The sequence below is a fragment of the Parabacteroides leei genome (assembly GCF_023369805.1).
In the GTDB taxonomy this organism is placed as follows: domain Bacteria; phylum Bacteroidota; class Bacteroidia; order Bacteroidales; family Tannerellaceae; genus Parabacteroides; species Parabacteroides leei.
This window is the reverse complement of record NZ_JAMBQG010000006.1, coordinates 331532-351690: the sequence shown is the minus strand read 5'-3', so window position 1 is coordinate 351690 and position 20159 is coordinate 331532. Positions and strand designations below refer to the sequence as shown.

Genomic DNA, 20159 nt, shown 5'->3' with positions numbered 1-20159 from the left:
AACCAGTTGTCGGTAGAAACGATGCCCACATTCCACGACAAACCGGACGTTGCGGTAAAAGTAGAAGTGTTATCTGTTGAAGCTGTTGCTGCTACCGTCTTGGTGGCAGCATCTACTTTCAACGTTGAAGCTGCCTGGTTGACTGCTATCTCCTGTTTCAATCCGGTATAAGATTCGAATTCCACAGATGCACCGGCTTTCACTGTTATGGTTCCGCTACGCGGGCTTGACGATGGATTACTGGCAGTCGCTTTTACTTTCAAATCCTGTGCACTTTCGGGAGCAGCATCGCCCGATGTGCCCGGATTATCTGCCGACCAACTTAACCATCCGTCACTAATTAAATCTGCCTGCCACTTTAATCCCTTGGTAGCCGTAAAAGAAGAAGAGCCTTCGGAGTCGGCGGCTGCCGCCAGCGATACAGCACCACCCGGTATCAGCGTCGAACCGCTTTGGCTAATCGTAATTGTCTGTGCCGTACCTTCCTGAAGATCGATTGCGATTTCAGCCTCCCTCACGTCCGCTGTCGGGTTGACTGCCGCTGTGAAAGGGATGCTATAAGGTTTGTTGTCGGAGACGGTCGAACCGCCGCCGGCTGTCTTGCCACCTATCAGGGCAGTCAGCCAGTCGGGCATTGTGAAACTCCATAGCTGGCCGGGGCGCGTGGTGATAGCGACCGTCTTTCCTCCGCCTTCGGCTGGGATCTTGTCAGGATCGACTTCGATCGGCGGTATCGTACCCACTGTGATGCGTTCGTCCAACAGGTCGATACCTACCAGCGTCACATTCGTCGCATAATGACCGTTGCGCACGATATTATAATTGTTCATGTCTGCACCCGGATAGAAACGGAAGGTTACATCCTTATACTCTACGCCGAGCTGCTCGGCATCGCCGGTCAACTCGATGCAGGTGGCGTTCGTCACACCCTTTCCGATCTTCTTTTTATTCGAGTCGACGGACGGCATACCATCACCCGCCATGTTTTCCGCCAGGTACCAACACATCGTTGCACCCGATGTGCTCGCCTCGCCGGAATAGTTGTTATAGCTTATATCAGGTAACTGACGCTCAGTTACCTCTACCCGGGATATCCCGGGTGCATTTTTTAAAGCAACCGAAGTCGGGGTGAAAGTAAAGCCATCACCACCTATCGCATACGTGAACGTGATCTTCGCCATCAGGCGGATCATTTCCACAGGGATATCTTTTACTCCGCCGGACACGACCTCGCCTTCCCACATACCCGTCATCTTGCAACGGTTATCGACGGGCACGCCCGCACCGGTGGTACAGGTCAAGGTTTTTGCGTTCAAGGTCTTTTCATCGGTTACCGCACCCAGATCGCCCGCGTTCGCGATAAAATAGACATGGCTTTTCACGCCGGACGCGTTCAATGGTAATTGCAGGAGGATATCTTTTGTGTCGCTGACGGTGCCGAAATATTCATTGTACAAACGTTTACCCGACGTAGCTTCATACTGCCCGACCCACAGGGTGGCAATCGTGTTTTCCTGCTCTTCCGTCAGCCCCGCGGCAGCTTTGGTACGCACCGAGTCGCCGACGCTTGTTGGCGGCGTTGGCAACGTTGTCGGTGTATCCGGCATTGCCAGCGTATCCGACTCGAACGTGCCTCCGGGCGTGAACGTGATACTGCGCGTCTGCGGCGAATGGCTGGACAAGACATTCAGCCGGAAACCGACATCCACCTTTGTCCCGGCGGGCAGAGGAAGAGACTCCTCCTCCACATCCGTCTGCGTGCAACCGCCGGCTAGCGCCAACAGCAGACACATACATAATCCTGTTTTACTTATTCGTTTCATGCTATTTTGTTTATTCTATATCTAACTATGACACACCCCCTGCCCCCTCAAGAGGGGAAAGACAAGGCAACGCCTTGTGCCGCAGGCTTTGCACGAAGCCTAATTCTCAATTTTCAATTCTCAATTCTCAATTCTCAATTCTCAATTGAAAAAGTGGTTTGGTAAATGTGCTTGATCACTCCTTACCGATGGGCCAGTCTCTGCTTTCTCTGTCATAAGGGTATTCTAGCGCCCTCCAAACCTCGGATCACAGACCATCATCATTCATTGAGTTAGCTGGGCACAATTATTTGTCGCGGACGCAGCGCACAGGATGTGCCTCGGTACTATAATGGTATAGGATATTACCAGTCAATGGATTCAGGACAACGTAAATGCCGCCGCCTTGGGCTCCACTTGTCCAATAATATTCACCGTAGTAGAACACTTCAAATTTTGGCACTGCTTGTAGTGAGGCTGCGTTTTTGGAGATGTCTTCCATCTCTCGCCACGATGGCAATCGCCAATCGTCATATCCTTCGATAGACAACTTGGCACAATAATCATAAGCTGAAGCGTAATTTGCTAATGGGCCATTGTAACTACAAATCAGAATAGATCCAACCTCGGGTACCGGTACCCCTGATTCCTGCGTGACCTGTAACTCAAGCGTGCGTGGTGGATTGGCGTCTGTCGCCGTCACTTTAAATACGCCCGTTCTTTCCGTTGAGGTGTGTCCAGCTGCACTAAAGGTTAACACCGTGGTTTGACTTCCACTGATAGGACTAACGGTGATGCCATTGTGGGTTGCAGGAGATATAGTCCACTCCAAACCTGTGGTTGCGTTTAGCCTGCAAGTGGTTGTACCACCTGTTTTAGCTATTTTTCCAGCCACATTGCTGGTGCTGAAGGCCGAACCCTGCTGTTGGATCTCAACACTGTTCACTATATTACCCGCCTTCACGGTTACTGACGCTTTTCTTGCGGCACTATTCGGATTTACTGAGACCGTTTCATATGATATCTGCTGATTAGCTCCTGTGGTTGTTCCGCCATTTGTGGAGGCTGTCATGTCTGTAACACTAAGCCATGCTGGGAATCCGGCTGTGAAAGAATATCCCAAGCCCTTTGTTCCCATCATCGTAAAAGTACCGCTATTACCCAGTGTTGCACCCAATGGACCTGTCGGACTTATAGAGGCGGTAAGCGATGAAGCGATCTGGGTAACCGTGATCGTCTTGGTAAGACCGGCGTCCGTGCCGCTAACGGCATTGCCGACTTTGACGGTGATCGATCCCGTACGGGTGGATTCGTCCGGATTGACGACAGCATCATAAGTGATATTCTGAGCGGCAACGGGCGTATTGTTTGTTCCACTGGCGGTACTTTTCAAAGACAACCAGTTGTCTGTAGAAACGATGCCCACATTCCACGACAAACCGGGCGTCGCTGTAAAAGTAGAAGTGTTATCCGTTGAAGCTGTTGCAGCTACCGTCGTGGCACCACTTACAGACAAGGTTGCACCCAGTTGGTTCAGAACGATATCACCTGTTGGCCCGGCAGAGGGATCCCCTGCACGGACAGTGATCTTTCCACTCCGGACAGAAGAAGACGGATTAGCGGCTGCCGTATAGTTTATTGTCTGAGGCGATCCGGTTGTAGACGCTCCCGATCCTCCGTTTTTTATAGTAATCCAGTTGCCAGATGTGACACTCGACGCCCAAGACAAACCTTTGGTGGCCGTGAATGTAGCGTCGCCGGTCGCACCTGCAGCTACTATATTATTTATTGTCGAACCGCTTGCGGTTGAACCCGCCTGGTTGACTGTTATCTCCTGTTTCAATCCGGTATAAGACGCGTCATCTACAGATGCACCGGCTTTCACTGTTATGGTTCCGCTACGCTGGCTTGCCTTTGGATTGCTGGCAGTCGCTTTTATTTTCAAATTCTGTGCACTTCCGGTAGCTGCATCGCCCGATGCAGCCGGATTAGCTGTCGTCCAACCCAACCAGTCGCTTAATGAAGCCTGCCACTTTAATCCTTTGGTAGCCGTAAAGGTAAAAGAACCTTCGGAGTCGGCAGCTGCCCCTAACGATACAGCACCACCCTGTGTCAGCGTCGAACCGCTTTGGCCGATCTTAATTGTCTGTGCCGTACCTTCTGGGATATTGATTACGATTTCAGCCTCCCTCGCCTCCGCTGTCGGGTTGACTGCCGCAGTGAAAGGGATGGTATAAGGTTTATTGTCGGAGACGGTCGAGCCGCCGCCGGCTGTCTTGCCACCTATCAGGGCAGTCAGCCAGTCGGGCATTGTGAAACTCCACGATTGGCCGGGGCGCGTGGTGATGGCAACAGCCTTTTCTCCGCCGATGGCAGGGATCTTGTCAGGATCGACTTCGATCGGCGGTATCGTACCCACTGTGATGCGTTCGTCCAACAGGTCGATACCTACCAGCGTCACATTCATCTCATAATGACCGTTACGCACGATATCATAATTGTTCATGTCTGCACCCGGGTAGAAACGGAAGGTAACATCCTCATACTTTACGCCGAGCTGCTCGGCGTTGCCCGTCAACTCGATGCAGGTGGCATTCATAATGCCCGCTCCGACCTTCTTTTTATCCGAGTCGACAGACGGCGTACCCGTGCCCGCCATGTTCTCCGCCAGGTACCAACACATCGTTGCACCCGATGTGCTCACCGTTCCGGAATAGTTGTTATAGCTTATATCAGGTAACTGAGAGTCAGTTACCTCTACCCGGGAGACCCCGGGTGCATTCTTCAAGGCGACCGAAGTCGGGGTGAAAGTAAAGCCGTCGCCGCCTATCGCATACGTGAACGTGATCTTGGCCATCAGACGGATCATCTCCACAGGGATATCTTTTACTCCGCCGGACACGACCTCGCCTTCCCACATACCCGCCATCTTGCAACGGTTATCGACAGGTACGCCCGCACCGGTGGTACAGGTCAAGGTTTTTGCTTTCAAGGTCTTTTCGTCGGCTACCGCACCCAGATCGCCCGCATTCGCGATAAAATAGACATGGCTTTTCACGCCGGACGCGTTCAATGGTAATTGCAGGAGGATATCTTTCGTGTCGCTGACAGTGGCGAAATATTCATTGTACATACGCGCACCTGTCTTGGCATTATACTGCCCGACCCACAGGGTGGCAATCGTATTTTCCTGCTCTTCCGTCAGCCCCGCGGCAGCTTTGGTACGCACCGAGTCGCCGACACCTGTCGCCGGCGTTTGCAGCGTTGACGGCGTTGCCGATGTTGTCGGTGTATCCGGCATTGCCAGCGTATCCGACTCGAACGTCCCTCCGGGCGTGAATGTGATACTGCGCGTCTGCGGCGAATGGCTGGACAAGACATTCAGCCGGAAACCGACATCCACCTTTGTCCCGGCGGGCAGAGGAAGAGACTCCTCCTCCACATCCGTCTGCGTGCAACCGCCGGCTAGCGCCAACAGCAGACACATACATAATCCTGTTTTACTTATTCGTTTCATGCTATTTTGTTTTGTTCTATTTCTAACTATGACACACCTATTTGGCCCGGACACAGCGGATATTTTTTGACGTTTTAGTATTAGCTATTCCACCCGTTTCCATATGTACTGCTGCATAACCATATGACGCCGGAGTGCTGGAAATGTACAATGAATTGGAGAACCCGGTAAAACATGGCACCGTCTCTAACTTGGCTCTGTCTTTTTGTACTGCAAGTAACTCTTCTTGTGATGGCAAATGCCAATCGTCGTGCCCCTCCGCTACTAAATTTTTACATGTATTAATGCCCGTGCCTGGGGTGCCACTGCCATTATGGGTTTTACATACCTGTATTTCTCCTACATAAGCCGGAGTATACGCTTCTTGCGTTACTGTGAACGTTTTTGTTCGTGCCGGGCTAGCGTCGGTTACCGATACGATAAATGTGCCAGTACGTTCGGCACCGTAGTTAACGGCACCGGTAAACGTTAACGTTTCGTCGCCCGATCCGCTGGTTGGGCTTACGCTAATTTCATTTTGCGACGATGGACTAATTGTCCATGCCAAACCTGCAGTTGCGGTTATACTACCCGTTGTACTACTATTAGCACATGCACTTATTGGAGTATCCGGGTTCGTTATACTAAAAGAAGATGCTGATTGCCTGAGTTCTACTACCTTTGTCATATTACCCGCTTTTACAGTTACGGTAGCTTTTCGTTCGGATACATTCGGATTCACTGATGCCGTTACATACGTCAACGTCTGAGCGGAACCACTAGTTGTTCCACCGTCGGTAGAGGCGGTTCCGTTCGTGACAGTTAACCAAGAAGGAAATGTTGGTGTGATAGTATACGATAAACCGCTTGTTCCGTTCATCGTAAAAGTGCCGCTGGCATCTTTTGTGGCTGCTAATACGCCTGCAGGATCTATAGATGCGGTCAGCGACGATGCACTCTGAGTGACGGCGATCGTTTTTGTTAACCCGGTATCCGTGCCGCTTACGGCATTCCCGACCTTGACGGTGATCGTTCCCTGACGGTCGGATTCGTTCGGATTGACAACAGCATCATAAGTGATAGTCTGAGCGGCAACGGTCGTATTGTCTGTTCCACCGGCACTACTTGTCAGAACCAACCAGTCGTCTGGAGAAACTATGCCCACATTCCACGACAAACCCGGCGTAGCTGTAAAAGTAGACGTATTACCCGTTGAAGCTGTTGCTGTTACCGTCTTGGCTCCACTTACAGACAAGGTTGAAGCAGACTGTTTGATTATTACATCTTTTGAGATGTTTCCAGCCTTAACCGTTACGGTTGCACTTCTTTCAGAACTGCTGGGATTAACAGAAGCTGTTTTATAGGTTAACGTCTGATTAGTACCACTAGTAGTTCCTCCACTGGTAGATGCACTACCATTAGTTACATTTAGCCACATAGGGAAACCGGCAGTGAAGGAATACGACAAACCTTGTGTTCCATTCATTGTATATGTTCCACTGGCACCAGCTGTTACGGCCAGTGCTGTTGTCGGATTAACAGAAGCTGTTAAGGACGATGCACTTTGAGTTACTGCAATCGTTTTTGTCAACCCTGCATCCGTACTGCTGACGGCATTACCCACTTTTACCGTAATGTTGCCACTGCGGGTCGATTCATTCTGATTGACATCAACACTAAATTTTATATCTTGGGCTGCACCGGTGGTATTATCAGTACCACTGGGAGTGCTTGTCAAAGTCAGCCAATCCGGACTCGATACATTCCACGACAAACCTGCCGTTGCTGTAAAAGTAGAAGTATTACCCGTAGAAGCTGTTGCTACTACCGTCTTGGCACCACTAACAGACAAGGTTGAAGCGTTTTGGCCAATATGTATTGTCTTTGTCGTACCTTGGAGATCGATTACAATGTCAGCCTCCCTCGCCTCCGCTGTCGGGTTGACTGCCGCAGTGAAAGGGATGGTATAAGGTTTATTGTCGGAGACGGTCGAACCGCCGCCGGCTGTCTTGTCGCCTATCAGGGCAGTCAGCCAGTCGGGCATCGTGAAACTCCACGGTTGACCGGGGCGCGTGGTGATGGCGACAGCCTTTTCTCCGCCTTCGGCAGGGATATTATCCGGATCGACCTCGATCGGAGGTATTTCACCTACCGTGATACGTTCATCCAGAAGATCTATACCCACAAGGGTGACATTCATTTCGTAATGAGAGTTACGCTCGATATCGTAATTGTTCATATCCCGACCGGGATAGAAACGGAAAGTAACATCTTTATACGCCACTCCGAACTGCTCGGCATTACCGGTCAACTCGATACAGGTGCCATTCGTTACACCCGTTCCAATCTTCTTCTTCTCTGAGTCGACTGTTGCCGAACTACGGCCCGCCATGTTTTCCGCCAGGTACCAACACATCGTTGCACCCGATGTGCTCGCCTCGCCGGAATAGGTGTTATAGCTTATATCAGGTAACTGAGAATCAGTTACCTCTACCCGGGATATCCCGGGTGCATTTTTTAAAGCAACCGAAGTCGGAGTGAAAGTAAAACCATCACCACCTATCGCATACGTGAACGTTATCTTTGCCATCAGGCGGATCATTTCCACAGGGATACCTTCCACTCCGCCGGACACGACCTCGCCTTCCCACAGGCCCGTCATCCGGCAACGGTTATCGACGGGCATGCCCGCATCGGTGGTACAGGTTAACGTCTTTTCTTTCAAGGTACTTTCGTCGGCTACCGCACCCAGATCGCCTGCATTCGCGATAAAATAGACATGGCTTTTTACGCCGGACGTGTTCACGATCAGCGGCAGGAGAATATCTTTCGTGTCGCTGACGGTTGCGAAATATTCATTGGACAAACGTTTACCCGACGTAGCTTCATACTGCCCGACCCACAGGTCGACAATCTTGTTTTCCTGCTCTTCCGTCAGCCCCGCGGCAGCTTTGGTACGCACCGAGTCGCCGACACCTGTCGCCGGCGTTGGCGGCGTTGGCAACGTTGTCGGCGTATCCGGCATTGCCAGCGTATCCAACTCGAACGTCCCCTCGGGCGCGAATGTGATACTGCGCGTCTGCGGCGAATGGCTGGACAAGACATTCAGCCGGAAACCGACATCCACCTTTGTCCCGGCGGGCAGAGGAAGAGACTCCTCCTCCACATCCGTCTGCGTGCAACCGCCGGCTAGCGCCAGCAGCAGACAGATACATACTCCTATTTTACTTAGTTGCTTCATGTAATTTTGTTGTTACTCAGTTCTTCCATTCCGCCAACACCACCGGGGTACCTCCCGTTATATCCGGATCGGTGGGATACGGGGTGTCGGGGGCTCCTACGTTTGCGTCGGTGAAAACGATGGGTTTCCAGGCTTGTACGGACATATCCAGGGTACTCACATTATCTTTTACCCGCAGGGTGAAGACGTAGCGTTTGCCTTCGTCGAAGGTGATGTTCTTGTCGATCGTCGCTTTCAGGGTCACTGTCTCTTTGTTACGCACCACTTCGATCTCCACCTCGAAAGGGTCGCCGTTTTTAGGGAGGAGGATACTTTTCGTCTTGTTCAGGCCGATACCCTTAGGGTCTGAGCCGGCTTCCACCGGGACGAAATCACCGCTTGCGAACGTCACCGTCGCATCCGCATCCGCACTCTCCGCACTTCCCGCCGGGATCTGCGTATCGCTCCCGGCAACCAGCCCCGCACCCGGCGAGGCGAGCCGGCGCACCACCAGCCGCATGCCTTTCAGGGTCGTAAATTCGAGCACGTTGTCCGCCGCCGGGGCGACATTGAATACCACCAATGCACATTTGCGCTGGAAAGTGCCGAGTGTCACCTCGTACGAGTCCTTCGATATGCTTACGTTCCGTACCGTGGAGGTCATCACATCCTCCTTATGGGGGATGCCGGTTATCTTATAGTTTCCGTCGGCGTCTTCCACCAAGGCCCGGGCCGGCGAAACCGCATAAAAATCATAGATACCCCCTCTCACCGTCAGCTGTCCCGCATTATCCGCACCGGTCATCAGACCGTTTGCGTCTACCCGGCAGGGCGACAAAGCACCGTCGGCACCCACCACATAGGTAGCTTCGAACGAAGGCTTCGTGGTGGCGAAGGCAGCGGACACCGGCGCCTCCTCTCCCAGTATACCGGTGAAGTAGGCACAGATACGCACGGTAGCCCCTGCGGGAAGCGCCGCCGGCGTTTCGGCGCGGGTCACCACCTCCGGCATACCCAGGGTGGGCCGGGCAAAGCTGACCGTCACCGGCCGGCTCTCTTCCGGCACGTCCTCGTCTACCGTTCCCGTGGTACATCCCGCCAACACTCCTCCTATCAGCAACCCCAACAGATATTTACATCCCCTATCCCATCTCATATCATTCTCAATTTTCAATTCTCAATTGTGAACGGGAGGGGTATCGCTCCCCGCCCGCCCTTTTTTAAGGTCTATTATTATTCTACTACCGGCACGTCCTCTTCACCTCCTGCGGCCCAGTCGGCTACTTGCACATCCGCTATCGTGACCCCTTGCGGAGACATCCGGATCGTGTAGATATAATTCTTCCCTTTTTCCCACGTCGTCGTTGTCGTAGGGTCCGCTCCCGGCTTGATGGTAAACAGACGCCCGTCGTCGAGCCGCAGTTTCAGCGTTACGCTGGCGTCTTTCGCCGGAACGACCAGCCCGAAAGCCTGTATCGGAACCGTAGCGACATCGGCCTCGGCAATGCCCGTACCGACGGCACGCATAGTGCCAGCCTCGAAGGTCAGCGAGTCGGCTGCCGTCGTCCCGGTCAGTTCGCCCGTTTGCAGGTTCAGCGAAGCGTTTGCCTCCGGGGCCGTCTGGAAGCCGCCCTCTCTTTCCAGAATGACTTTCTTTACGCTCCGGCCGGTAAAATAGCTGCCGCCGTCGGCCTCTAGGATACGGAAGCTGAGCTTGGCAAGTGCATGGCTGACCGTCAGATGCACCTCCGGGTTCCAGCGGTCGGGATTCTCCTTCGCCGTGCCATAGAAATAATCGTCCTGGTCGGTCTGCCACTGTGCATCCGTCGCCACATCCGCCGGAGGATCCGCCGAGACGAAATCGAAGGTCTGTTCGGCCAGTACCTTCACTTTGCCCAGCAAGGAAGCCGGCGGCTCGCCCGTCGCCGTTACATTCTTCGCGTTATCCGTTACCGGCGAAAAAGCATATACCGTCGCTTTGTCGGACGAGAGAAGTACCGGTGCATAGCCGCTCTCTTCCCCCCAGGTCTTGTCGACCGGGTAATAACTAAACGCTTGTGCGGGATTAGTACTGTCGTACACGCTACCGTCATCCATCCTCGTCACGAAAAGTCCGACCCGCCTGAGCGGGTTCGGATTTTTCGCAGTCTCTTCCGGGCCTCCGGTCACGACACTTCTCGATTCGACCTCCACCGATAAGTCCAGGCTCTTGACGGACAAAGGGACATCCTCTTCCGTCTGACCGGTTACCGGCAGTACGATATCCGCCTGCGTACAAGCAGCACACAGCCATAGGAAAACGGCTATCGAAAGCAGCGAAGAGGCCGAACACCCGGTTATGAATTGCCTACGCATCATCTATCGTGCGGTTTATAGCTCGACTACGCCACCTACTTCTACAGACTCCCAGTCCGCTACCGTCACATCCACTACATTCAAGCCTCTCTTCGATACGCTGAAAGTATAGATATAGTTCTTGTTCGGCAACCAGCCGCCATCGTCCGGCACCGTCAATACGGTGGTCAGCGGGAATGACTTCGATGCTGCAGCACCCGGTTCCAGGATGTCGAAGGTTACTTTTACTTTATTAGCCTCCAATGAAGCGATCGGGTAAACCAATGTACTGATGTAATTGGCAGCATCACGGCCGTCGCCACCGTCGGGATACAGGAATGTACTGGCACTGGCTGTCTCCCCGGCAGTACCCGTCTGGCGGGCACGGATCAACAGGTATTTATCCAACGTACGTTCGATAGCTCCGGCTGTCGTGGCAGCATAGTCGATCGGATCGGCTTCGCCTGTCACATTCAGGTCCATCGTTGTCGCTCCGATTTTCAGCGGTCCGTCGGAAGCATCCACGTTCTCGATCTTAAACGATTTCACGGAACCCAATGTAGTAGCCGAATTGGCCGCTGTAGGTGCCGTTTTAACCAGGTCCTTATCGTACAGGCGGAAAGTAACCATACTCAAGGCATGTTTCATCGTCAACGAGATATTATTTCCCGGATTGGCATCGGTGTTGCTTCCGTCGGGAGGTGTCACCGTACCGTCTGCTGCGGGCAATACGCCGTTGTTCACCATACGGCCCTTGCCGTCTGCCGGTACAAAATACAAATAGTCTGTTTCTTCCGCCAGAATATTTACGGTGTTCTTATCCGTATTTGCAGCCCAGGCAGCACCACTGAATTTCTGGGCCGAATTATCGGCAGCTACTCCCAATTTAGCAGAAGTCGTAGCAACAATATTGATCGGATAAGTAACCTTATTACCGGCGATCGTTGCTTTCGTTTTTTTGGCTTTGTCGTACGGGAAATAGGCAAATACCTGGCCCAGATTCTTATCCAGGTAAAAAGTCTTTGCTTTTTCAGCAGAAGCATTTGCCGGGAACGTCGTAACGTCGATCGCCTTCCAGTTTTTTCCGTCTTTATCGCCCATAAAGCAAATGTCGGTAGTCGGGGCCGTATAGGTATAGCCTATATCGAAACCGGGAGTTTCCGCTGCATAATAGCCCGATACGTCTGCATTCGATACAACAAGACCGATCGCATGGTCGGTGGTGCCATAATCGGCATCCTTGAACGTAATTGCAGTGCCCGTCATCGCCGCTCTTGTCTTGGCACCTGTGTTCACACCGACATCCACACCCAGCGTTACGGCTTTACTTGTCGGAGGGGTTACGATATCGATACCGTCTTCACTCTGCGAACAGCTGGCTGTTCCCAATAATAAGATGGTCATAGCCATCCCTGTCAATTCTCTTTTCATTTTGATTTGTTTTAAATGGATTTCATCGGAAATCCTGTTGTGTTTGTTTATTCTCTCTTGTTAAAGCGGTATGGGGTCTTTGATCTCTACCGAACTCCAGGGTTCGACCGAGACGCCGACCACCTCCAGACCGCTGCTGGTAAATGCTATTTCCACCCGGTGCGAATAGCCCGGCTGCACGCCTCCGGCCCCGTCTGCCTCCTTCACCACCAGGGTGGCGGTATGCAGGTAGCCGCCCGGCTTTTCGACACCGACTCCGCTCTTTTGGGTGGTGACGTGCAACACCAGCGGATGGCCGGCCGTGCCCGCTCCCTGTGCCGGGATCAGGATGCTGTCCTGCACCGCCCGGGCGGCCGGCAGCAGCCCGTCGGATGTGTCATACAGGTCGAACGTCCTGCCGGCGGCCGTGCCGATGGCTCCCAACGTCGCGACGCCGGAAGTCGTTACAGGGCTTAGCGTGGGGTTCGTATCCGTCAAACGGAAGGTTTGTTGCCGGTAGATGCCTTCCACCTCTATCTGCGTGACGGCGCCCCACAGGTCCGGCTGGTCGCTGAAACAGACAAATTTCAGCTGCGTCAACAGATGCCGGAACGTACAGCCCGTGATCTGCGCGTCGGGATAAGACCCGTTCAACACGCCGGTAGCCATCAGGTCGGTTTCTCCGTCGGCGACGGTATAGACCGGTGCGCCTCCTGCCCCGCCGGCCCAGCCCGAACGGGGGTAATACCCGTGGAGTTGCACCGATTTTCCACCCTCGGGGTAGAACTGCGGGACGTCGAACACCACCGGGGTGCTGCCCGCCCCGCCTATACGGACGGCGGGCAGCTCCTGCCAGGCACTTTCGCCCGCGTCGCACCGGGCAAAACAGACAGCCAGATCCGCTTCATAGCCGGAGTTAAGCACCGCACGGGTGGATGCACCGATCGCTCCCTCCAGCTGCAGGCGCCCCGTAAGGCTGTCCGGATCGTCGCCGTCCGAACAGGCCTGCAAACCGGACAGGACAGCCATCAAAAACACTATCGGATATATCTTCTTCATCTCCTACTATTTACCGGAACGTGTCTATGATCAGCTAGGTTTGATAACCGTGCTCGTACTGCTGCCGGGGGTCCACGGAGCGATGTCCGCTTCGATCACGATCTCGCCGTCTACCGTGAAGATCAGTGTGATCAGATGGGCATATCCCTGACGGGCGCCTTTGGAAATGTTGTTGACCGTGATCCTTTTCGCCGAGTTCAGCGTACGGGGATTGTCGGGGTTCGTACCGTCGTAGTCGGTCATTACCTCCAGCGTAAGCGCGTTGGCTGCCGTACCCAGGTTGTCCTCCGGATAGATCATGCAATAGCCGATCTGCGGGTTCTCCTCTTTCGCCGTCACGATCTTCGACGGACAGTTAAAGAAGGACAGGCTTTCTGTCGAACTATTGGACTTCGACAACGAAGGAGTTACACCGGGAACAACCTTCAGTTGCAGGTTGACCGCCTGATTCGCTACTTTCACGGATTTGATATTTCCCCATGCCTTGATCGCCTCGTCCGATCCTACGCATTTCACCTGCAACTGGGTCAGCTGATGGCGGAACATGAAGGGCACAAAGGGATTGTCCTTGTCCGCCGTCTGGCTCTCCGTGGCCATCAGGTCCATATCCCCGTCGATCTTATAAGCGATCGGAGAACTGACGGATCCCCCGGATGCAGGACGCGGATAGATACCCGCCATTGTCGTTTTCGTACTTGTGTAGCTGTTGTACTTCAGCGTTTCATCGAACGAAACAAACTGATTACCTGCACCCGCCATACGGACACCGGGATACCACTTACTGAACGAGCTGCCGCTACCTTCCAGATAGCCGAACATGACATCCAGCTTCTCGTCGTAACCCGCATTGATCACCGCCTTGGTTTCGGCATCCGCCAGGCCGGCGCTGATGCGGACATCCGCAGCTGCCACAGGCGTGACTTCCGTCTCGTCATTGCTACAACCGGCCATCGACAAGGCGGCCAACAGGCCCATTACTACATACTTGTTTGTTTTCATACTTAAAAAATTAATATTAATACCATGAACAGATGCTATCGGAAAACACTCCTTTTAACTCGTCACCATACCGTTGCCGCCTTCGCCGGTCTTCCATTCGTTGACGCTTCCGACAGCCATAATAACGACTTCACCACTTCCCTGAAAAACCAGATTGACCGTGTGCGCATAGCCTTCCTTCACTTTCAAGGGCGTTTTGCCGTCGGCTGCATTATAAATGGGGATCTTCTGGCTGTAGTTGCCGTCGGCATAATACACCTTGATCTTCAGCACATCCATCGAGCCGATCATCAGAGGTTCGCCGAGGGTTTCCAAAGCGGTGGTCAGCACCTGCTGGGAAACACCCGGTACTTCGGGTACAAGCGTTTTGTCGGCGTAGGTGATATGCCCGTCGGCAATCGTCATCGAAGCCGGATACTGCCCGTCGACGATCGTAATCTTCGAAATACTTTTACCCGGGTTATAACGCAAAAATTCGTCTGTGGCCTGCACGCTGAAAGTAAGCTGCGTCAACTTATGACCGAAAGTGAAAGGAGAAGAAACGGGCGCATTCTTGCTGCCGGATACGATCCCGCCGTACATCACATCTTCCGTACCCGTTTTCTTAAATGCGACGATCCCGTTTGCGGAAGGGATATTGGGATACCAGGCTGCCATATACACATTTCCCCCGTTCGGATATACCTTCGAGATATCCAACGGCAGCCAGTCGCCGGTATTCTCCCTGCTGGCTGTCAGCGTAAGGGTGTTTTGCCAGGAAGGCGTACCGGTCCATGAAGGATAATTGGAACTTTCGAAAGCCGTGATAGCGGCTGTAAACCGGTCGCCCGTCACCACCGGCGCCTTGGTAACGGCTCCGTTGACAGTGGCTCCCACCCGGATCTCTGCCGGCTCCTGAATGTCCGGTGTTCCTTCGTCGGACGAGCAGGACGATAACAGGGCCGCCAGAAAAGCGGCGTACATACATACTCTTTTCATACTCTGATAATTAAACTATTAATACTAGTGTTGCATTCTATGTCTTTCATTCAATCGATCGTGCCGATGCCGCTGTCTCCCCTTTTCCACTCCGTCACCGAAGCCGAGAGCGAAGCCGTGCCGTCGGTACGGATACGGACGGACAACAGGTAGGAGGTTCCCGCCAGCGAACAGCCGTCTTCTTCATGGAAGACAACCGGCAATTGCCTGTAATACCGCCGGCTGTCGCGGCTGTCCTTCAATGCGACCGACAGGTGCAGGGGGACGCCCGGCTGCACCATCACCGCCTCGGGTATCTCCGTCCAGGCAGTGTCGAGCGGCAGCCCGTTTTCCGAGCGGTCTGCCGCCGCGATACGTACATTCTCCCCTTCGAACGACAGGGTTTTATCCGCCAGCGACAACACCGCCGTGCGCGGCAGGCTGTCGACCGCCAGCGTATGCAATTTCCAGCCGTGGGCGACGCCTTCTTCGTCCATACACAGCCGGAAACGGAGCTGGGTAAGCAGATGGGTAAAGACAAAGGATTTCTTCTGCTGCCAGAACATGTCCGTCAGGCGGCCCTGCTGCTCGTCGGTCACCAGGATGTCCTGCCGCCCGTCCATCGGATAGGCGATGGTCATGCGGTCGGTCAATGTCCCGTCGGGGGCAAATCCGCGCAGGTAAACGGGGCTGTTGTCCGCCGGATAATATTTCGGAAAGGCGAGCCCCGTACGGCCGTTCACTCCGATATACGCTTTCCAGGTCTCCCGGTATTTTCCCGGTTCATTGCCCTTGGCAAAAAAGACGGTACCCGCCGAGAGCGACGTGTCGCCCGGTAAATAATCGCCGGAAGCATACATTACCAGCTCTTTCCGGCCATCCGACAAGCCGCCTGCCCCGGAAGCATCGTCGTCCGAGCATCCTGCCGCCAACCCCCAGAGGCTGAACAGCAACAGGCTGTGTACTATTCCGTATGTCAAATCCATTTTCCTATACATGATTGTTTCTTTATTCTGTTTCCAACTCAGGGTGCAACGACTTCGCCGGTCCCCCCCTGCCAGCCGGTCGTGGTAATGACCATGCCGTTTATCTCGTCGTAAGCAATCTCGAGGTCGAGCACGATACGGACGGACAGGGTCGTTTCGAAAGCCTTATCGATCGCTTCCGTTATATCCGTGGACGAAGTAACCTCCAAACCATCCTCGAATTTCAGGGTCAGATAGAGGTCGGTGTCCTTATAACGGGCTTGACCGCTCCCGGGTGCACCGAACAGGTTCAGGGAAGAAGTGTAAACTCCGGGTGAGACAGGCTGCGTGTCAAAAACCATGAAAGCAGGCGTGTCGAACAGAAGTTCGCCGGTAGGAATATTTACTCCGGAGGCTACTCCGGTTAACAGGCCCGTCAGATCCGCCACCGGTTCCCCTTCCCTGCCTGTCAGTTTGATATTAAGTTCCAGTATTCTTGTGAGGCTGACGGGGTAGAGTTCCCTGACGACGGCGCGAAATCCTTTTACCCCGCCCAGGTCATCCCCCGTCCCGTACAGGTAAGCGGGTTGGGCCACCTCGATGTCCGCCGATTTCAAGGCCGACACCTGCCGCGCCAGCCCGCACGCCTTCGCATAGCCTTTATCCATATCGAGCAGCACGCTTTCCGGGTCGGCGGCACATACCGCCACTTCGTAACTGCCCGCAGGCAACGTACCTTCATAACCCGACGATTTCCCCTGGCGAATGATGGGACGGTCGGCCCCGTCTTTATAAAAATAGTACGTCATGTCCTCCGGACGGTCGTTGCCCTGCCAGTTCAATGTCAGGCGTACGAGCCCGTTCTTCTCCCAGTTCTCGTCGGTCAGACGATAGGTACAGCCCACCAACAGAACCAAAAGCACCCCATATCCAATCCACTCCCCTCTCATCTCCCAATTATTAATTATTAATTACTAATTATTCATTATTTAACCCGAAACCGATAAAGCAAACTAACATTCGCCCCGACCATCAGCCCGGTCGACGAAAAGCGGGTTTCGAGATAATTCTTCACATCCATCTTGTCATACCGGTACCGTTTGCCATCGTAGATCGAGCGGTAGCCCACCGAGAGGCTCGCCTCCGTACAGAAACCCGCACCCAGCGGCACCAGGCAGCCCACAGAGGCACCCAGCGAGATGAAACGACCCGTCCGGCCGTACAGATTATCCAAAGACTTGTCGATCTGTGCGCCCCTGACATCGAAGTCGCCGTACTGGAAAAACACTCCGGCATTCAGCCAACGGTAGCCACCCGCCGCCAACGGCCATATCTTCGGCGTGAGGGTGAGGGACGAGAGCGCCCAACGGTCGCGCGACTTGTCTTTATAGGTAAAATCGGCATACATCGCCGCCAGCCCTACCGACCAGCGTGTGCCGAAATAATATTCGACCTCCAGGTTCGGCATAAACGAGCCGGTGATGAACTCCGCATCGCCTGTGCCGAACAACACAGACGGCGCCACGGTAGCCCAGGGCAAGAGGTTGGTCTTGATAGCCAGGCCTTGCTCCATCGGAGGAGCAGCCGGCTTCGACGGCCGGGACGGCATCGTTTTTTTAGCGGCGGGCTTACGACCGGACACCGGCGGGGCCGGTTTTTCGGCTACCGGCTCTTCTCCGACCGGCTCCTCTCTGACGCCCGAAGCCGCTGCACGATGCCTGCCAGGTGCAGCCGGCAGCGTTGTGACGACCGTAGCCGGTTCCGCAATGGCCAACCGGTAATCTTCCAGTTCCGAACGGTCGAACAGCGGATCGGTTATCACATATACTTCCCGGTTATATCCCCCGCTACTGCCCCGCGAATACAAATTCACCAAAGGGACAGCCCCGTAGCGGCTCAGGGCGGCGGTTATCGCATTCGGATAGCGGCTCTCGCTGCAACTGATCTCCAGATTGGCAAACCACGGCAGCGGGGCATGCACCTGGTAAACATGTACCTGGTCGCGGTAGTCGCCGCTACGGTCTATATAAAAAGCAACGCAGTCGTGAGGGATGTTCAGTTTCGATTTGAGATAGGCCCGGATACGGCTCGCACGCAGGGAGGCTTCATTGACCACCGCTTCGTCCGTATAATTCGTGGAACCGGCATGGGCGACGATCAACAGGTGATAGTTTCCGCCCAACAGTTTGACACGGGAAGCCGTCAGCGTCTCGTTCATCGATTGAAGATAGTAAGCATTATCTCCATAGTCAGCCAGAAAAAGATCTTTCTCCTCAACGAAAGAAAATAAAAAAGATTCCGCTTTCGTGTAAGACGGACTGCTCTGGGCATGTACCTCTGCCATGTACAGTCCACAAAGTACAAACAGGCTGAATGCCGCCTTTACCATCCTTCTACATATTTGCTGCTTTACATCACGCATATTCTACCCACTTTGATTTTCTTTACTACTGATTTTTGCTACCCTTATTTATATAATAAGGTGAAAGCAGTAAAAAAACTTTTTTCGGAGAAGGATTTTAGCCTTTAAAAGGGCTGGAAATACAGGATTGAATTTTTTTTGAGACTCTTTTAGGAAGAAAACAGGCAGAAATAATTACACTTTTTTCCTAATGGATATTAAAGGAATGGCAGTCCCTGCCCCCTTTACGTCTATACTTCCTTAAATTCAAGAAATAGGGCGATAAAACAGGAAGATGTGTGAATATATACTAAAATGATATGTTTTTTTTAATAAAACGACATCGAAGCCTTGTTTATTCGTAGAATTCTATCTATGTTTGCACAGTCATTTATCTCAAATGAGAGATTAACGGATGTATAAACATTTGGATTTGAGATAGAAAGATGGCTTTTCACCTTATTATATAAATAAGGGTATTTCTTAGGCAGTCATCACTGTTTCCAGTTCTTCGGTAACAACATGAATAGCTTCTGCCATCTTATCCGCATCAAAGGCTAACAGATAAATACGGGTTGTCCTTTCCGACGTATGCCCCAGTGCCTGGCTGATAATGCTTATCGGTACCCCACGATGGTATGCCTCCGAAGCCCACGAATGACGGAAGACATAGGTAGTCAACACATCCAATGAATCCAAATCGATACAAAGTTGCTTCAGATAATGGTTTTCCTTAGCCAGGCAGTATTTATACTGCTCGTGGGTCGCATTTTCCGGCAAGACGGGAAAAAGATAGTGCGCATCGGGGCAGTCGTAGCGGTCTATCAACAGCCGCATCCCCTGATTGACCTCCATCCGGATCAATACGCCGGTCTTCTGCCGGTGATACGCCAATACCTTACCCCCCTCTTCCAGGTTCTCTTTCGTCAGATGCACGATATCGATAAACGGAATACCACAGGCCAGAAATGAAAACAGCGCCATATCGACAGCCAGCTGTTTTTTCGGCTCCTTTTTCAAATCCAGCGAAGCCAGCTCCTTGATCACCTCAGCCGGTACGGCACGTTTCTTCGTCTCCTCGCGCCTCAAATGAATGCCGGCGAACGGCGAGTCGGAAGGACGCCCTTTCCAGCCCAGGCAGGCACGGTTATACATGGCACGCAGGTTGCTGAGATAGCTGTTCACGCTATTCACCCGGAGCCCTTTCTCACGCAGCCATTTCAAAAAGGCGTGTACCCGCCGGGGCGTCACATCCTTCAACGACAGCGCCTCACCGCCATTGAACAGTTCAAAGTGGTTGCGCACGGCCCGGTAAAGGTCGGCCGTACTTTCATCGCCTGCAGCGCGTTTCTCCTGCTCCTGCAAGCGCATCTGTTTGTAAAAATCCTTATTTTTCATAACTTATCCCTTTTTTGATAAAGGGCAAAGTTATAACATTCAGTGGTAGGCAAAGGTTAGCCGCGCAGCAGAGGTGGTGATCATAACGACAGGTAAGGGCAACATTATATTATACTGT

14 protein-coding genes are annotated in these 20159 nt (G+C 53.1%); all 14 read right to left on the bottom strand.

What is annotated here, in order from left to right:
- Positions 1-1823 (bottom strand): BACON domain-containing protein (locus M1P97_RS11705; protein WP_317242758.1); only part of this gene is annotated, 1823 nt, incomplete at its 3' end.
- Positions 1824-2109: 286 nt separating this feature from the next.
- On the bottom strand, positions 2110-5319 hold the full coding sequence (locus tag M1P97_RS11700) for a BACON domain-containing protein (RefSeq protein WP_249389169.1): 3210 nt from the start codon (positions 5317-5319) through the stop codon (positions 2110-2112).
- A 37-nt stretch (positions 5320-5356) separates the two neighbouring features.
- The gene (locus M1P97_RS11695; protein ID WP_249389168.1) at positions 5357-8539 is read right to left on the bottom strand and encodes a BACON domain-containing protein; all 3183 of its coding nucleotides are present in this window, start codon (positions 8537-8539) and stop codon (positions 5357-5359) included.
- 16 nt (positions 8540-8555) lie between these two features.
- Positions 8556-9674, bottom strand: coding sequence for a BF2992 family fimbrillin-A clan protein (locus M1P97_RS11690; RefSeq protein ID WP_249389167.1), 1119 nt, complete (start codon positions 9672-9674; stop codon positions 8556-8558).
- Between the two features lie 77 nt (positions 9675-9751).
- The gene (locus M1P97_RS11685) at positions 9752-10876 is read right to left on the bottom strand and encodes a fimbrillin family protein (RefSeq protein ID WP_229058381.1); all 1125 of its coding nucleotides are present in this window, start codon (positions 10874-10876) and stop codon (positions 9752-9754) included.
- A gap of 12 nt (positions 10877-10888) precedes the next feature.
- On the bottom strand, positions 10889-12283 hold the full coding sequence (locus M1P97_RS11680) for a fimbrillin family protein (protein ID WP_249389166.1): 1395 nt from the start codon (positions 12281-12283) through the stop codon (positions 10889-10891).
- A 60-nt stretch (positions 12284-12343) separates the two neighbouring features.
- On the bottom strand, positions 12344-13321 hold the full coding sequence (locus M1P97_RS11675) for a fimbrillin family protein (protein WP_195371434.1): 978 nt from the start codon (positions 13319-13321) through the stop codon (positions 12344-12346).
- 30 nt (positions 13322-13351) lie between these two features.
- Positions 13352-14176 carry a fimbrillin family protein gene (locus tag M1P97_RS11670; RefSeq protein ID WP_195371436.1) on the bottom strand — a complete coding sequence of 275 codons (825 nt, stop codon included), beginning with the start codon at positions 14174-14176 and terminating at the stop codon, positions 13352-13354.
- Between the two features lie 198 nt (positions 14177-14374).
- On the bottom strand, positions 14375-15298 hold the full coding sequence (locus M1P97_RS11665) for a fimbrillin family protein (RefSeq protein ID WP_249389165.1): 924 nt from the start codon (positions 15296-15298) through the stop codon (positions 14375-14377).
- Positions 15299-15348: 50 nt separating this feature from the next.
- Positions 15349-16275, bottom strand: a complete 927-nt coding sequence (locus M1P97_RS11660) for a fimbrillin family protein (RefSeq protein ID WP_249389164.1) — start codon at positions 16273-16275, stop codon at positions 15349-15351.
- A gap of 26 nt (positions 16276-16301) precedes the next feature.
- Positions 16302-17051 carry a DUF5119 domain-containing protein gene (locus tag M1P97_RS11655; protein WP_249389175.1) on the bottom strand — a complete coding sequence of 250 codons (750 nt, stop codon included), beginning with the start codon at positions 17049-17051 and terminating at the stop codon, positions 16302-16304.
- Positions 17032-17199: a hypothetical protein gene (locus M1P97_RS11650; protein WP_249389176.1), complete on the bottom strand. Its 168-nt coding sequence runs from the start codon at positions 17197-17199 to the stop codon at positions 17032-17034. Before M1P97_RS11650 ends, M1P97_RS11655 begins: the two co-directional genes overlap by 20 nt.
- Positions 17200-17227: 28 nt before the next feature.
- A complete protein-coding gene (locus M1P97_RS11645) occupies positions 17228-18664 on the bottom strand; it encodes a DUF3575 domain-containing protein (RefSeq protein WP_249389163.1) in 1437 nt (478 codons plus the stop codon).
- A 462-nt stretch (positions 18665-19126) separates the two neighbouring features.
- Complete coding sequence (locus tag M1P97_RS11640; RefSeq protein ID WP_249389162.1) at positions 19127-20041, bottom strand: tyrosine-type recombinase/integrase; 915 nt, start codon at positions 20039-20041, stop codon at positions 19127-19129.
- Between the last annotated feature and the right edge of the window lie 118 nt (positions 20042-20159).

What these genes read in the sequence shown, in the direction of transcription:
- M1P97_RS11700 (WP_249389169.1), bottom strand. Translation starts at nt 5,319, where the DNA reads ATGAAACGAATAAGTAAAACAGGATTATGTATGTGTCTGCTGTTGGCG.
- M1P97_RS11695 (WP_249389168.1), bottom strand. Translation starts at nt 8,539, where the DNA reads ATGAAGCAACTAAGTAAAATAGGAGTATGTATCTGTCTGCTGCTGGCG.
- M1P97_RS11690 (WP_249389167.1), bottom strand. Translation starts at nt 9,674, where the DNA reads ATGAGATGGGATAGGGGATGTAAATATCTGTTGGGGTTGCTGATAGGA.
- M1P97_RS11685 (WP_229058381.1), bottom strand. Translation starts at nt 10,876, where the DNA reads ATGATGCGTAGGCAATTCATAACCGGGTGTTCGGCCTCTTCGCTGCTT.
- M1P97_RS11680 (WP_249389166.1), bottom strand. Translation starts at nt 12,283, where the DNA reads ATGAAAAGAGAATTGACAGGGATGGCTATGACCATCTTATTATTGGGA.
- M1P97_RS11675 (WP_195371434.1), bottom strand. Translation starts at nt 13,321, where the DNA reads ATGAAGAAGATATATCCGATAGTGTTTTTGATGGCTGTCCTGTCCGGT.
- M1P97_RS11665 (WP_249389165.1), bottom strand. Translation starts at nt 15,298, where the DNA reads ATGAAAAGAGTATGTATGTACGCCGCTTTTCTGGCGGCCCTGTTATCG.
- M1P97_RS11660 (WP_249389164.1), bottom strand. Translation starts at nt 16,275, where the DNA reads ATGTATAGGAAAATGGATTTGACATACGGAATAGTACACAGCCTGTTG.
- M1P97_RS11655 (WP_249389175.1), bottom strand. Translation starts at nt 17,051, where the DNA reads ATGACGTACTATTTTTATAAAGACGGGGCCGACCGTCCCATCATTCGC.
- M1P97_RS11645 (WP_249389163.1), bottom strand. Translation starts at nt 18,664, where the DNA reads ATGCGTGATGTAAAGCAGCAAATATGTAGAAGGATGGTAAAGGCGGCA.
- M1P97_RS11640 (WP_249389162.1), bottom strand. Translation starts at nt 20,041, where the DNA reads ATGAAAAATAAGGATTTTTACAAACAGATGCGCTTGCAGGAGCAGGAG.